A 14,205-nucleotide genomic window follows, 5' to 3' on the forward strand; every position below is an offset into this window, starting at 1 on the left:
GCCAGTGCAACAAAAAACCCCTCGTGCCGTGAGGCAAGCGAGGGGAGCGCGCCGGTGCGGTCTGCAGAGTGTCAACGAGGGACTCTGCTTCAGCCGACGCGCTTTCCAAGTACGAGAATTCGGGTGCGCATGGCATTGACCCTCTCTCCGACGCGCACAGCGTGTCAAGTAGGTGGGATAGGCATCTCAGAATGTGGTCCGCTGAGCAGCGGAATCGAGCCGCCCGTCAGGACGGGCTGAGCAGCGGGGCCGCCAGGCACCGGGAACTCGCCGCGCACCAGCGTGCGGCGCAGACGGTACTCGTCCAGCGGCCCGGAGAAGGCCATCCCCTGGCCGTGCGTACAGCCCATGGCGCGCAGCGCGAGGACCTGTTCCGGCACGTCGACCCCGTCGGCCACCGACTGCAGGCCGAGGTCGCAGGCGATCCTCAGCAGCCCACTGGTGATCTTGTGCAGGCGGGCCGATTCCACGACGCCCTCGACGAGACCACGGTCCAGTTTCAGTACGTCGATGGGGAGCCGGCGCAGCGCGTTGATCGCGGCGTAGCCGCTGCCGAAGCCGTCGAGCGCGATCCGCACGCCGAGCCGGCGCAGCCCGACGAGACGCTGTTCGAGCTCGTCGAAGGAGACCCGGGGGTCGTTGTCGGAGACCTCGATCATCAGCGCCCCCGAGGGCAGGCCGTGCCGGGTGAGAAGCGCCTCGACGGAGCCGAACGGCATCGCCCTGTCCAGCAGCCTGCGGGCGGACAGCCGGACGGCCACGGCGACCTGGTGCCCGGCCCTGGCCCGGTCGGCGGCCTGCTCGACGGCCTCTTCGAGGAGCCAGCGGCCGAGCTCCGCGGTGCGGTCGCTGTCCTCGGCGACGCGGAGGAACTCGGCGGGGGTGAACAGGATTCCCTGCGCGGAGCGCCAGCGGGCCTGTGCGGCGACGGCGGCGACGGTGCCGGTGGCGAGATGGACCACGGGCTGGTGGAGCAGGGCGAACTCGCCGTCCCGCAGGGCGGTGCGCAGCCGGGCCGCCAGCTCGGATCGGCGTACCACTTCGGCCTGCATCTGCGGAGCGTACAGCTCGACGCGGTCCTTGCCGGCCGCCTTGGCGCGATACATGGCCAGGTCGGCGTTGCGCATGAGGTCGGTGGGGGTGATGGCGGACTCGGCGAAGGCGACCCCGATGGAAGCGGCGACGCGGACCTCGCCGCCGCCGATCCGGTACGGCTGGGAGAGCGCGAGGCGCAGCCGGTCGGCGATCTCGTGGACCTGGCACTCCCGGGCGCCCTGGTCGTGCGCGCCGTCTCCGAGAATGAGCGCCGCGAACTCGTCGCCGCCGAGGCGGGCCGCGGTGTCCCCGGCCCGCACGGACTCCTGGAGGCGGCGAGCGGCCTGGACGAGCAGCTCGTCGCCAGCCTGGTGGCCGAGACGGTCGTTGACCGCCTTGAAGCCGTCGAGGTCGATGAAGAGCACCGCGGTGCCGGGGTCACCGGAGCGGCGGCCGCCGAGAGCCTGGCGGACCCGCTCGGTGAACAGGGCGCGGTTGGGCAGGTCGGTGAGCGGGTCGTGCTCGGCGTTGTGCTGCAACTGGGCCTGCAGCCTGACCCGTTCGGTCACGTCCCGGCTGTTGAGGATCAGCCCGCCCTGGTGGCGGTTGACGGTGGACTCGACGTTGAGCCAGTCTCCGGTGCCGGATCGGAACCGGCACTCGATCCGGGTGGTGGGTTCCTCGCTGGGCGGCGCGGCCAGAAACCGCCGTACTTCGTGGACCACGCGCCCCAGGTCCTCGGGATGGATGATCGAGGCGAGCTCGGCGCCGATGAGATCGTCGGCCTCCCGCCCGTAGACACCGGCGGCGGCAGGGCTGACGTACCGGAGTACGCCGGTGGGGGCGGCGATCATGATGACGTCACTGGACCCCTGGACCAGGGAGCGGAAGTGGTTCTCCTTCTGCGCCAGCTCCTGGGTGAGCGCGATGTTGTCGACGAGCATGATGCCCTGCCGTACGACCAGGGCGAGCACCACCATGCAGCCGGTGAAGACCACGACGCGGTCGACCCGGCGGCCCTCGATGACGTTGTAGAGGATGCCGAGGGTGCAGACGGCCGCGGCGAGATACGGCGTCAGCGCGGCCAGTGAACCGGCGATCGGCCGGCTGGTGGTGCGCGGGGCCGGGCGCTGCTCGACAGCGTTGTCTCCTGGCCGGTTCGCACCCCAGGGGGCGTACGCGAGGAGCAGCGAACCGGCGAACCAGCCGGCGTCCAGCAACTGGCCGGAGTGGTAGGTCTGGCGGAGCAGCGGCGAGGTGAACAGCGCGTCGCAGAGGACCGTCAGAGCGAGGGCGGCGATGGCCGTGTTCACCGCGGAGCGGTTGACGTTGGCCCGCCGGAAGTGCAGGGCGAGCACCATGGAGACCAGCACGATGTCCAGCAGCGGATAGGCCAGCGAGAGCGCCGCGCGGGCCACGCTCGCCCCCTCGGCGTCGGCGAGATGCGCCGTGTGGGCGAGCGCCAGGCTCCAGGAGAGCGTGAGGAGCGATCCGCCGATCAGCCAGGAGTCCAGCACCAGACAGACCCAACCGGCCCTGGTGACAGGGCGCTTGGCGAGGACGAGCAGTCCGACGATGGCGGGCGGCGCGAAGCAGAGGAAGAAGACGTCGGCCGGCGACGGGCTGGGCACATCGACACCGAGCACGACTTCGTACCAGCCCCAGACGGCGTTCCCCCCGGCGGCCATCAGCGAGGAGAGCGAGAACAGCAGCCAGGCGGGCCGGAACCGGTCGCAAGCGAAGCGCGCGTAGAGGAAGCAGGAGACGGCCGCGATCAGGGCAGCGGCACTGAGGCCGAAGTCACCCATGACGAGGGCCAGCTCGGACGAGCCCCAGCCGAAGGCCGCCCCCACGGCGTAACCGCCGCAGACCAGGCCGAGAAGGATCTGTGAGACCGCCCCGGATGCCCCTCCGACGGTCGACTGTCGGGAGAAGAACGCCCCGAGAGCGCTCGCCGGGGCGCTCACCGAGGTGTCCCCGATGCCGTCGGGCGGGTGAGGGCGCGGCACGATGGGCGCCCAGGTGGTCTCCGTCGACCGCCCTGCCGCGTCGGATCGTTCGCCCATCGGCCCCGCATCGCCCGTCGCCCCCCTCGCGTTCCGCTGCCACCCCGCGCCGTCCCTTCCACGGCGCAGCCCCCATTCGGGACGATACACCAGACTCGTCACACAGGGACATAGTTCCTCTACTCTCCGTGACGACCTGGGCAGTTGTCGACACTCTGCGCAGCAGAACGGATTCGCAGCGTGGTCAGTCGGTGGTGAGCACGACGTTCTGCACCGGCTCCCCCGCGGCGAACCGGGTGAGCTGTCCGGCCAGCAGTCGCTTGGCGCGCGGCAGGAACGCCGAGGTGCTGCCGCCCACATGCGGAGTGATCAGGACGTTCGGAGCATGCCAGAGGGGGTGGCCGGCGGGCAGCGGTTCCGGATCGGTGACATCGAGTGCCGCGCGCAGCCGCCCGGACTCGAGTTCGGACAGCAGGGCCTTGGTGTCCACGACTCCGCCCCGGGCGACGTTCACGAGCAGCGCGCCGTCCGGCATCGCGGCGAGGAAGTCGGCGCTCACCAGCCCTTGCGTGGAAGGGTTCAGCGGGGTGGACAGAATGACGATGTCGGCTTCGTGCAGCAGTGCCGGCAGGTCGTCGAGTGTGTGTACGGGGCCGCGTGCTGTTGTCCGCGCGGAGCGCGCGACGCGCGCCACCCGCGCACACTCGAAGGGCGCGAGCCGGTCCTCGATGGCGGCGCCGATCGATCCGTACCCCACGATCAGAACGGACTTGTCGGCGAGCGCCGGGTAGAAACCTGCCCGCCACTCCTCCTTGTCCTGACCGTGGACGAACCCGGGGAAGCCGCGCAGCGAGGCGAGGACCAGAGCGAGGGCGAGCTCCGCCGTCGAGGCCTCGTGAACCCCCTTGGCATTGCACAGCCGCACCCCGGCGGACAGCCTGCCGAGCCCCGGCTGGACATGGTCGATGCCCGCCGAGAGCGTCTGGACGACCTGGACCGCCCTCATACCGGCGAGCGGGCGGACCGCGATCTCCGGCCCCTTCATGTAGGGAACGACATAGAAGGCGCAGTCCGCGGGGTCGGCGGGGAAGTCCTGCTCGCCGTCCCAGAGACGGTAGTTGAGACCCTCGGGGAGCCCTTCGATCTCTTCGGCCGGAATCGGCAGCCATACATCGGGAGTCGTCGTAGAAGTCATGGTCAGGAGGCTATGCGAAGTACCCGAGACGGCAGAGGTTACTTTTGGGTGCGGTGCGGGGTCCCGTGACGGTGGGGCCGAGGGAGGGTTCGGGGAGTTGGAGCGCAGGAGTCTCGGTGCGGCGGCGCTCGCCGTGGGTGCGGTCGGGCTCGGCTGCATGCCGATGAGCTGGGCGTACAGCGCGTCCCAGCAGCACGGTGACCGTGCGTTGCGGACGGTGCACGCCGCGCTCGACGCGGGCGTCCAGCTGCTCGATACGGCGGACATGTACGGCCCCTTCACCAACGAGCTGCTGATCGGGAGGGCCCTCAAGGGGCGCCGCGCCGATGCCTTCGTCTCCACCAAGTGCGGGCTGCTGGTGGGCGATCAGCACATCGTGGCCAACGGCCGTCCCGGCTATGTGCGCCGGGCCTGTGACGCCTCGCTGCGGCGGCTGCAGACCGACGTGATCGATCTGTACCAGCTGCACCGGGCCGATCCCGAGGTGCCGGTGGAGGAGACCTGGGGCGCGATGGCGGAGCTGGTCACCGCCGGGAAGGTGCGGGCGCTGGGGCTGAGCGCGGTCGGGGCGCGGGCCTCGCGCCGGCCGGGAGCGCGGATGCACGACGGAACGATTCGCCAGCTGGAGCGGGTGCAGCAGGTCTTTCCGGTGAGCGCGGTCCAGGCGGAGATTTCGGTGTGGTCGCCGGAGGCCCTCGACACGCTGCTGCCGTGGTGCGAGGCGCGGGGTGTGGGGATGCTGGCGGCGATGCCGCTGGGCAACGGCTACCTGACGGGCACGCTGACGCCGGGCCAGGGCTTCGAGCCGGACGATCTACGGGCCCGGCATCCGCGGTTCACGGCCGAGATGATGGCGGCGAACCAGCCCGTGGTGGTGGGGCTGCGGCGGATCGCCGAACGGCACGGGGCGACTCCGGCACAGGTGGCGCTGGCGTGGGTGCTGCGCCAGGGCCCGCATGTGGTGCCGGTGCCGGGCACGAAGCGGGAGCGGTGGGCGGTGGAGAACGCGGGGGCGGCCGCGCTGGAGCTGACGGCACAGGACCTGGCTGAGATCGCGCGGCTGCCGCGGGCGCTGGGATCGTGGGACTGAGCGCAGAAACTCGGTGGTCATGCGGAACCCGGGGCGGGGCTGCGGTGTAAGAACAGTAGTCAGGCAGCCTTTGAAGGGATCGGTGCTGTGCGCGTTTCTGTATTCGGATCCGTAAGAGCCCGGGTGGAACGCCCGCGAGGGTTTCCCGCTGCACGCCGCGCGTTGGTGACCGCGGTCGCGGTGGGCTCACTGATCATGTCGGCGGGGTGCTCGTCGAGCGACGGTTCAGGGAGCACGGGAGGCGACGCGGCGAGCACGGCAGACCCACCGCCCTCCTCCCCCGCTGTGTCCTCCTCGACCTCCACCCTGCCGCCGCCGGCCTCGTTGCCGCCCGCGAAGGGCTCGGTGAAGGTGGCATCGACGCTGACCGAGGGACTCGCCTCACCATGGGGTCTGGCGGAGCTGCCCGGCGGCGATCTACTGGTGTCCTCACGCGACGAGAGAACGATCACGCGGGTCGACGGGAGAACGGGGAGCAAGACGCTGCTGGGTACGGTGCCCGGAGTGTCGCCCGCCGGGGAGGGCGGGCTGCTGGGCATCGCGATCTCGCCGACGTACGCCTCGGACCATCTGGTGTACGCGTACTTCACGACCGGGTCCGACAACCGCATCGCCCGCATGCGGTACGACGAGCACGGTGACGCCGGCCGGCAGCTGGGCGCTCCGCACACGATCCTGCAGGGCATCCCGAAGGGCAACATCCACAACGGGGGCCGGATCGCCTTCGGCCCGGACCACATGCTGTATGCGGGGACGGGTGAGACGGGGAACACCGGCCTGGCGCAGGACAAGGCGTCCCTGGCGGGCAAGATCCTGCGGATGACGCCGGAGGGCAGACCGGCACCGGGCAACCCCGAACCCGGCTTGTTGATGTATTCGTACGGGCACCGCAATGTGCAGGGGCTGGCCTGGGACAGCCGGAAACAGCTGTGGGCGTCCGAATTCGGGCAGGACACGTGGGACGAGCTGAATCAGATCGTTCCCGGTGGGAATTATGGCTGGCCGACGTACGAGGGGAAGGTCGGGAAGAAGGGTTTCGTCGACCCCGTGGCACAGTGGAAGACGTCCGAGGCGTCCCCGAGCGGGATCGCCTTCGCCCAGGGCTCGATCTGGATGGCGGGCCTGCGCGGTGAGCGACTCTGGAGGATCCCGCTGTCGGAGAACCCGGGCAAGGAACCTCTGGCCGCCCCGCAATCGTTCCTGAAAGGTCAGTACGGCCGGCTGCGCACCGTGCTCGCGGCGGGCGGCAACAGACTCTGGCTGGTCACGAGCAACACAGACACCCGCGGCACACCGGAACCGGGAGACGACAGAGCCCTGGTGCTGGAGGTGCGGTAGCGGCTACGGCAGGTGAAAGGGCGCGAGCCGGTGTTCAACTTCTTCGAGGAACTCTTTGCCCCGGGCCGCAAGCACGCCGCGGAGGAGCAGAAACGCCTGGAGCTGTCTCGGGTGGACCTGGGCGTGGGCGATCCCGGCCGCGGCCCGATAGACCTCGCGTCGGGAAAAGTGACGGTCCGCCTTCCGGAGCCGGAGGACGAGGACACGGACGGGAACGGGGACGAGGACACGGACGGGAACAGGAACGGGGACGCTGCATCAACCCCGTCCGACGATTGACGACAGACGGGCGGGCGGCGGGGACCTCCACCGCACCCGCACCCGCACCCGCACCCGCACCCGGCTAGGACACCTCGTGGGCACGGTACAGACGGAGGCGGTGGGCGAGCGCCGCCGCCTCGCCGCGGCTGGAGACGCCGAGCTTGGCGAGAATGTTGGAGACGTGCACGCTCGCGGTTTTGGGTGAGATGTAGAGCTCCTCGGCAATCCTCCGGTTCGTGTGCCCGGCGGCGACGAGCCGGTGCACGTCCTGCTCGCGCCGCGTCAGCCCGAATGACTCCACCGCCGCGGCCGCCGCGGCCTGGAGCTGCTCCTCGGCGTGCTCGCGCTCCGCCGCCCTGTCCATGGTGGCGTCGTCGGCCGGGACGGTGACGGCGGTCGGGATCTCGTCGACCGAGGTGGCGAAGGTGATGCGGGCGCGGCCGGCCAGCAGCTCGATGGTCTCGGTCAGCGGACGCGCACCGAGCCGTTCGGCGGTGCTGTGGGCGTCGCGCAGGAGGCTGGTGGCCCTGGGCCGGTCGCCGGAGGCGATGAGGAGGGCTTCGGCCCAGCGGTGGTGGACCTGCGCCAGTTCGTAGGGGCGGTGCAGGGGGGCGAAGGCGGCGGCCGCACGGGACCAGTCGTCGGGGGTGTCGGTGCCCTCGGCGCGGGCCAGCTCGGCGTTGATCAGCAGACCGTGAGCGGCCCAGACCGGGACGAGCATCGGCAACTGCTTCAGGTGCTTACGGATCAGGGCGAGGATCGCCGGACGCCCGGGCTCAGTGGCGGGCAGGCCACGGGCGTCCGCCTCGGCCGTGGCGGCGATCTGGAGCAGGGGCAGCGCGTACCGCTGGGTGCCGGGCGGGAAGCCCAGTTCCGCCTGGGCCTCGAATGCGGCCCGCGCCTCGGGAAGGCGGCCCTGCTGTACGGCAAGGGTCACGGCGTGACGGACCGGGGCGATGAGGTGCTGGGGCTGTGGGTCGCGGGAGCCGAAGTAGCGTTGGCTCAGAGCCAGTTGCACCTCGGCCTCGGCGAGGTCACCGCGAGCGAGGGCCAGCTCGGTGCGGCGCGAGGCGACGAGGCCGTGCGCCTTGCGGGACTGGGCGGCCCGGGCGGCCACGTCGATGGTGGCCTGGCTCTCCTCCCAGTGGCCGAGGGAGAAGTACGACATCGCCTGGTTGGAGCGGACCCAGGCCTCCGTGTCGGGGATGCCGTGGCGGTGGCAGACCTCGATCCCGTGGTCCGCGGCGGCCACGGCCTCCAGGGAGCGTCCCATCGCTTCGAGTGTGGAGGGGAGGTTGATGCTGGCGCGGCCCATGATGCCGACGAGGTGGAGTTCATCGGCGCGGTCGCGGACGGCGTACATCTCGGCGATGCCCTCGTCGACGGCGCCGGCGTCGGCGGTGAGCCAGCCTCGGGTGAGCCGGGCGTGCAGCTCGATGTACTCGTCGCCGACGAGTTGGGCGTACTCCACGGCCCGGTCGGCGGCGGCGAGTGTCTCGGCGCCGGGGCGGTGCAGGGCGCCCCAGCCGGCCACGCTCATGAGGACGTCGGCGTGGACGGCGGACGGTGGCAGACCGCGGACCAGGTCCTGGGCCGTGGCCAGTTCCTGCCAGCCGTCACCGCGGGTGAGGGCCTGCACCAAGTGGGAGCGCTGGACCCAGAACCAGGCGGCACGCAGCGGGTCCGCCTCGCCGTCCAGGATCCGCATGGCCTTCTTGGAGATGGCGAGGGCTCGTTCACGGTCGCCGCCGAAGCGGGCGGCGACGGTGGCTTCGGCCATCAGGTCGAGGTAGCGCAGCGGGGTGGTGTCCGGTTCGCAGCCGCACGCCGGGTAGACCTCGGCGTAGTCGATGGGGCGCAGGGTGCGGCGCACCTCGTCGGGGACGTCGTCCCACAGCTCCATGGCCCTTTCCAGCAGCCGCAGTTGCTCGGAGAAGGCGTAGCGGCGGCGGGCCTCGACGGAGGCCTTCAGCACGGCGGGGAGGGCCTTGGCCGGATCGTGTGCGCCGTACCAGTAGCTGGCGAGGCGGGTGGCGCGCTCACCCGCGCGGACGAGGGTGGGGTCGGCTTCCAGCGCCTCGGCGTAGCGGCGGTTGAGCCGGGAGCGTTCCCCGGGCAGCAGATCGTCGCTGACGGCCTCGCGGACCAGCGAGTGCCGGAAGCGGTAGCCGTTGCCCTCCGGTGTGGTGAGCAGGAGGTTGGCGCCGACGGCTCCGCGCAGCGCCTCGATGAGATCGTCCTCGGCGAGGCCGGAGACCGCGGCCAGCAGTCCGTACTCGACGGTGGAGCCGCCCTCGGCGACGATCCGGGCGATCTTCTGGGCGTCTTCGGAGAGCGCTTCGACACGGACGAGAAGGAGGTCGCGCAGCGAGTCGGAGAGTCCGGAGCTGTCGCCGCACTCCAGGCTGCAGGCGAGCTCTTCGACGAAGAAGGCGTTGCCGTCGGACCGTTCGAATATCTCGTCGACGAGGTCGGGTTCGGGGGTGGCCGCGAGGATGCCCGTGAGCTGGCGACCGACCTCGGCGCGGTTGAAGCGGGCGAGTTCGATCCGGCGGACGGTGCGGAGCCGGTCCAGTTCGGCGAGCAGGGGGCGCAGGGGGTGGCGGCGGTGGATGTCATCGGCCCGGTAGGTGCCGACCACTACGAGGCGGCCGCTGCGCAGCGTGCGGAAGAGATAGGCGAGCAGGTGCCGGGTGGAGGCGTCGGCCCAGTGCAGGTCCTCCAGGACGAGGACGACGGGCCGGTCGGCGGAGATGCGTTCCAGCAGCCGCGCGGTGAGCTCGAAGAGGCGGGCGGTTCCGTGCTCGTCGGTGGCGTCCCGGTCGGCTTCGCCGAGTTCGGGGAGCAGCCTGGCCAGTTCGCCCTCCTGTCCGGCGCAGGCTGCGGCCATTTCGTCGGGCAGGGTGCGGCGCAGGGCGCGCAACGCCGTCGAGAACGGGGCATACGGCAGCCCGTCGGCGCCTATCTCGACGCAGCCGCCGACGGCGACGACGGCCTCGCGTCGGCCGGCCGCCGTCAGGAATTCCTCGACCAGCCGTGTCTTGCCGACGCCCGCCTCGCCACCGATGAGCAGCGCCTGCGGCTCTCCGCCCGGGGCTCCCGGAAGGCCGGGAAGCCCGGCGGTGGCGCGGGCGAGCGCATCGGTGAGCGAGGTGAGTTCGCCTGCGCGGCCGACGAACACGGGACTGACGGACCTGGTCTCCACGCCGCCGAGCATCGCACATGGGTCCGACACGGTGGCGGTGGGAAGGAAATCGGCGCTCATCGCACGCTCGTCACGCGGCGCGGACGAACCGATTCCGGAACGTACTCACCACCCCTTCGTCCTCCTGGCGCCCTGACCGGCGTGCGGCGCGGCGGGCTCGGCGGGCCTGCCGGACGACGCGCTCCAGCTCGGCCCTGCGGAGGAGTTCGGCTTCGTGGATCTTGTGGAGCTCGTACGCGTACATGTGCTTCTCCCGGATGACGACGGCCTGTTGAGGCCTGTGGAGGGGCAGTCGGTGTGCCGGCCCGGATCTGCCGGGCCCGGCTTCTGCCGTGCCTCTACTGTCGTCTCCCAGGGGGTGTCGCCACATCGGGCGAGTTCCGCATCTCTACGGAGTGGGGGCCTTAGGCGCACGCGACGGTTGCCGCATGCGGACCTAGGCCCCCCGAGTGGATGCCTTAGGGCACCGCTGGTTGTTGCGTACTGCTCAATCGTGGCTCTCAGCCGGCGGCTGCGCTCGCCGCCGGCAGGGCGACGATGAGGTCGAAGTACATGCCGACGGAGATCAGTACGCCGAGGACGCCGAGCGCGATGCCGGCGGTCGCGACGGCGCGGACCCAGCCGGGCTGCGGATCCTTGGCGGGTGCGCCGAAGGCCGGGCGGACCAGGGCGAAGACGCCGACGAGCAGGGCCAGCAGGGCGAAGAGGCCGTTGACGAGGGCGGTGGAGTGCCAGGCGTCACCGTAGATCTCGGAGATCTGCCGGGCCACGGAGCCGCCGGAGGCGGTCTTCATCTGTCCCAGCAGGGTCTCGCGCTCGGCGACGACCCGGCCGGTCCAGGCGCCGGTGAGACCGACGACGCCGAGGCCGGCGGCGACAACGGCCGCGGCGGCCGCGGCAAGCCCGGACGGCCCCCGGTCGGAGTCGTCGTCCTCGAAGTCGTCCTCGAGGTCGTGGTCCAGGTCGGAGTCCCGGTCCGCGTCGGCGTCGAGGCCGCTGCCGTCGCTCACCGCTCGCTCGCCCTCGGCTTCGATCGCCCCTTTGTCGAGGTGGTCCGCCACCTTCTCCTCGTGGTCGCCTTCGGCGGTGGGAGCTATGGGGGTCTTGGAAGTCGTGGGGTTCATGGGCCGCACGCTAGGCGGCCCGGATGAGAACGCCCTTAACGGCCACGGCCGGCCCGGCGGGCCCGCCCGGCTCCTCCGCCCCGCCTCAGCCCCGCTGAGCGCGCCACTCGGGTGCCAGGACGGACCATATCTCCGAGTCGTGCCTCACTCCGCGGTACGGATAGTTCTGGCGCAGCACCCCGTCGCGCGTCATCCCGAGCCGCTTCGCGACCGCGACACTGCGGGTGTTGGCGGAGGACGCCACCCACTCCACACGATGCATGCCACGCTCCTCGACCGCCCAGTCGATCAGCTTCCGCACCGCCCGGGTCACCAGGCCGCGCCCCTCCCCCGCCGACTCCAGCCAGCAGCCGACCTCGCAGTTCCCGGACTCGGTGTCGAAGATCCGGAAGAGGACGCCGCCGACGAGGGTGCCGTCCAGCCAGATGCCGTACAGCCGACCCGTGTCCGCCGCCTGCTTGTCGGCGTACCGCTGCAGCAGGGCGCGCGCCGATTCGAGATCGGTGGCGAAGGCGGCGAAGGGGATCCACGGGTCGACGAGTTCGCGTGCCCGGTCGATGTGGGCGAGGAACTCCTCCGCCTGCCAGATCTCCAGCGGGCGCAGTTCCGCACCGTCGTCACCCAGGGATACCGCGAACATCATGCTCCTTCGATGTCGTTCGATGTCGGTCGCAGGAGGTCGGCCCCGAGAGGTCCGCCCCAAGAGACCGCATGAGATCTCAGTGGACGCGCTGAGCGACCGATTCGTCGTCCTCGCTGCTGCGCGCCCCGGAAATCCTCGCATGTGTCTCCCAGCATTCGGGCGGCTCGATGCTGATGCGCGGCAGCCGCCGTTCCAGCCAGCGCGGCAGCCACCAGTTCGCACCACCCAGCATGTGCATCAGCGCGGGTACCAGCAGCGTCCTCAGGACAAAGGCGTCGAGCGCCACCGCCGCCGCGAGCGCGATGCCGAACATCGCGATGACCCGGTCCCCGCTGAGCACGAAGGCCAGGAAGACCGAGATCATGATCACCGCGGCGGAGTTGATCACCCGGCTGGTCTCGGCGAGACCGACCCGGACCGCCCGCCGGTTGTCGCCGGTCTCCAGCCACTCCTCGTACATCCGGCCGACCAGGAACACCTGGTAGTCCATGGAGAGCCCGAAGAGCACGGACACCATGATTACCGGCAGGAAGGGTTCGATGGGGCCGGCGCTGCCGAGTCCGAGCAGCTCGCTCCCCCACCCCCACTGGAAGATCGCGATGACGACACCGAACGAGGAGGCGACGGCGACCACGTTCATCGCGGCCGCCTTCAGCGGAATGCCGATCGACCGGAAGGCCAGTAGGAGAAGCAGACAGCCGAGCCCTATGACGACCCCGATGAAGAGCGGAAGTTTGCCGACGATGACCTGCGCGAAGTCGTCGTAGCCGGCTGTCACCCCGCCGACATGGGCCCGGAGCGAGGTGTTCTCCTCGGCGTGCGGCAGGACGTCCGTGCGCAGCCGGTCGACGAGGGCGCTCGTCTGCTGGGACTGCGGCGACGACTTCGGGACGACGGTGACGAACGCCGTGTCGCCGCTGTTGTTGTACGTGACAGGGCTGACCGATGCCACCCCGTCGGTGGCACGCAGCGTGGCGGGCAGTGCGTCCATCGCGAGCCGGTCGTCGGCGCCGTCGAGCTCCGCGGCGATCGTCAGCGGCCCGTTGACGCCGGGCCCGAAACCGTCGGCCAGCAGGTCGTACGCCTGCCGGGTGGTCGACGACGAAGCGTTGTTGCCCTGGTCGGAGGTGCCCAGATGCAGTGAGAACGTCGGCAGTGCGAGGACCAGCATCACCGCGGCGGCGGCCACGCCGAGCAGCTTGGGGTGCCGTTCGACGAAGGCTGACCAGCGCGCGGCGAAGCCTGGGGGCAGTTCGGGCTGCGGTCCCTGCTCGGCGAGCTGTCTGCGTTCGCGCCGGCTCAGTGCCCGCATCCCGACGAACGACAGCAGTGCGGGCAGCAGCGTCACCGAGGCGGCGACGGTCAGCACGACGGTGAGCGACGCGGCGATGGCCACGCCGTTGAGGAACCCGAGCTGCAGGATCAGCATGCCGAGCAGTGCGATACAGACGGTGGCCCCGGCGAAGACGACGGCACGCCCCGTCGTCGTGACGGCGTTCTGCGCCGCATCGGCGACCGGCAGACCGCGCCGCAGCCCTCTGCGGTGCCGGGTGACGATGAACAGGGCGTAGTCGATGCCGACGCCGAGCCCGATCAGCATGCCCAGCATGGGGGCGAAGTCGGCGACGGTCATCAGGTGCCCGAGCAGCACGATGCCCGCGTACGCCGTTCCGACCGAGACGAGGGCGGTGGCGACGGGCAGCAGGCTGGCGGCGAGCGAACCGAAGGCGAGGAAGAGGACGACCGCGGCGACGACCACCCCGATGGCCTCGCTGAGGTGGGCGGACGACGCTTCGGTGAGGGCGGCCACGGAGCCACCCACCTCCACCTGGAGCCCGTCACCGGCGGCTTCCTTCGCGGTGTCGACGACGGTCCGGGCCTGTTGCACCGGGATGTCGTCGGCCTGCTGGTCGAAGGTGATCGTGGCGTAGGCGGTGTGTCCGTCCGCGCTGATCTGCCCGACGCCCGAGGCCCCGTAGGGGCCGGTGACGTCTCCGACACCCGGCAGCTCCTCGATCGCGTGCAGTGTCCGCGTCATCGTCTGTACGACGTCGGTGGCCCGGACGGTGGATCCGGTGGTGTGCCAGACGACGGTGTCGGTGTCGCCGCCGAGGTCCGTGAAGCCGTCCTTGAGCAGCTGGGTGGCCCTGCCCGCTTCCGTGCCGGGCACCTCGTAGTCGTTGGAGTACGCGGAACCCGCCATGCCCGCCGCGGTGGCCGCGCCGCCGAGGGTGAGGAGCCAGATGAGAACAGCGAGGAGACGGTGCGTGATGCACCAGCGGGCGATGGCAGCCAACGACGTGCTCCC

At 71.0% G+C, this 14,205-nt stretch carries 10 protein-coding genes; 3 read left to right on the plus strand and 7 right to left on the minus strand.

Going from position 1 to position 14,205, the window contains the following annotated elements:
- Nucleotides 1-164: 164 nt before the first annotated feature.
- Both OHB49_RS14290 and OHB49_RS14295 read right to left on the minus strand, forming a co-directional pair.
- Nucleotides 165-3,002: a putative bifunctional diguanylate cyclase/phosphodiesterase gene (locus OHB49_RS14290; RefSeq protein ID WP_030971286.1), complete on the minus strand. Its 2,838-nt coding sequence runs from the start codon at nucleotides 3,000-3,002 to the stop codon at nucleotides 165-167.
- Between the two features lie 283 nt (nucleotides 3,003-3,285).
- Nucleotides 3,286-4,236 carry a 2-hydroxyacid dehydrogenase gene (locus tag OHB49_RS14295; RefSeq protein ID WP_329160651.1) on the minus strand — a complete coding sequence of 317 codons (951 nt, stop codon included), beginning with the start codon at nucleotides 4,234-4,236 and terminating at the stop codon, nucleotides 3,286-3,288.
- A 133-nt stretch (nucleotides 4,237-4,369) separates the two neighbouring features.
- Between OHB49_RS14295 and OHB49_RS14300 the strand changes: the two genes are divergently transcribed.
- From OHB49_RS14300 to OHB49_RS14310, 3 genes are all read left to right on the plus strand, one after another.
- On the plus strand, nucleotides 4,370-5,326 hold the full coding sequence (locus tag OHB49_RS14300) for an aldo/keto reductase (RefSeq protein ID WP_329166471.1): 957 nt from the start codon (nucleotides 4,370-4,372) through the stop codon (nucleotides 5,324-5,326).
- Nucleotides 5,327-5,413: 87 nt separating this feature from the next.
- The gene (locus OHB49_RS14305) at nucleotides 5,414-6,664 is read left to right on the plus strand and encodes a PQQ-dependent sugar dehydrogenase (RefSeq protein ID WP_443079524.1); all 1,251 of its coding nucleotides are present in this window, start codon (nucleotides 5,414-5,416) and stop codon (nucleotides 6,662-6,664) included.
- Between the two features lie 12 nt (nucleotides 6,665-6,676).
- On the plus strand, nucleotides 6,677-6,943 hold the full coding sequence (locus OHB49_RS14310) for a DUF6191 domain-containing protein (protein WP_037852177.1): 267 nt from the start codon (nucleotides 6,677-6,679) through the stop codon (nucleotides 6,941-6,943).
- 64 nt (nucleotides 6,944-7,007) lie between these two features.
- Here the strand turns inward: OHB49_RS14310 and OHB49_RS14315 are convergent, their stop codons facing one another.
- The 5 genes from OHB49_RS14315 to OHB49_RS14335 all read right to left on the minus strand — a co-directional run bounded on the left by OHB49_RS14315 (nucleotide 7,008) and on the right by OHB49_RS14335 (nucleotide 14,193).
- Nucleotides 7,008-10,142 carry a helix-turn-helix transcriptional regulator gene (locus tag OHB49_RS14315; protein ID WP_329166473.1) on the minus strand — a complete coding sequence of 1,045 codons (3,135 nt, stop codon included), beginning with the start codon at nucleotides 10,140-10,142 and terminating at the stop codon, nucleotides 7,008-7,010.
- 58 nt (nucleotides 10,143-10,200) lie between these two features.
- On the minus strand, nucleotides 10,201-10,374 hold the full coding sequence (locus OHB49_RS14320; RefSeq protein ID WP_199919181.1) for a hypothetical protein: 174 nt from the start codon (nucleotides 10,372-10,374) through the stop codon (nucleotides 10,201-10,203).
- 256 nt (nucleotides 10,375-10,630) lie between these two features.
- On the minus strand, nucleotides 10,631-11,254 hold the full coding sequence (locus tag OHB49_RS14325; protein ID WP_329160655.1) for a hypothetical protein: 624 nt from the start codon (nucleotides 11,252-11,254) through the stop codon (nucleotides 10,631-10,633).
- 85 nt (nucleotides 11,255-11,339) lie between these two features.
- Nucleotides 11,340-11,894, minus strand: a complete 555-nt coding sequence (locus OHB49_RS14330; protein WP_030971306.1) for a GNAT family N-acetyltransferase — start codon at nucleotides 11,892-11,894, stop codon at nucleotides 11,340-11,342.
- 79 nt (nucleotides 11,895-11,973) lie between these two features.
- Nucleotides 11,974-14,193: an MMPL family transporter gene (locus OHB49_RS14335; RefSeq protein ID WP_329160659.1), complete on the minus strand. Its 2,220-nt coding sequence runs from the start codon at nucleotides 14,191-14,193 to the stop codon at nucleotides 11,974-11,976.
- Nucleotides 14,194-14,205 lie beyond the last annotated feature (12 nt).

Origin of the sequence: Streptomyces sp. NBC_01717 (assembly GCF_036248255.1) — a bacterium.
Lineage (GTDB): Bacteria > Actinomycetota > Actinomycetes > Streptomycetales > Streptomycetaceae > Streptomyces.

Bases quoted from the DNA above. Each gene is read 5' to 3' on its own strand.
- OHB49_RS14295 (WP_329160651.1), bottom strand. From the start codon at position 4,236: ATGACTTCTACGACGACTCCCGATGTATGGCTGCCGATTCCGGCCGAA.
- OHB49_RS14315 (WP_329166473.1), bottom strand. From the start codon at position 10,142: ATGCTCGGCGGCGTGGAGACCAGGTCCGTCAGTCCCGTGTTCGTCGGC.
- OHB49_RS14320 (WP_199919181.1), bottom strand. From the start codon at position 10,374: ATGTACGCGTACGAGCTCCACAAGATCCACGAAGCCGAACTCCTCCGC.
- OHB49_RS14325 (WP_329160655.1), bottom strand. From the start codon at position 11,254: ATGAACCCCACGACTTCCAAGACCCCCATAGCTCCCACCGCCGAAGGC.
- OHB49_RS14330 (WP_030971306.1), bottom strand. From the start codon at position 11,894: ATGTTCGCGGTATCCCTGGGTGACGACGGTGCGGAACTGCGCCCGCTG.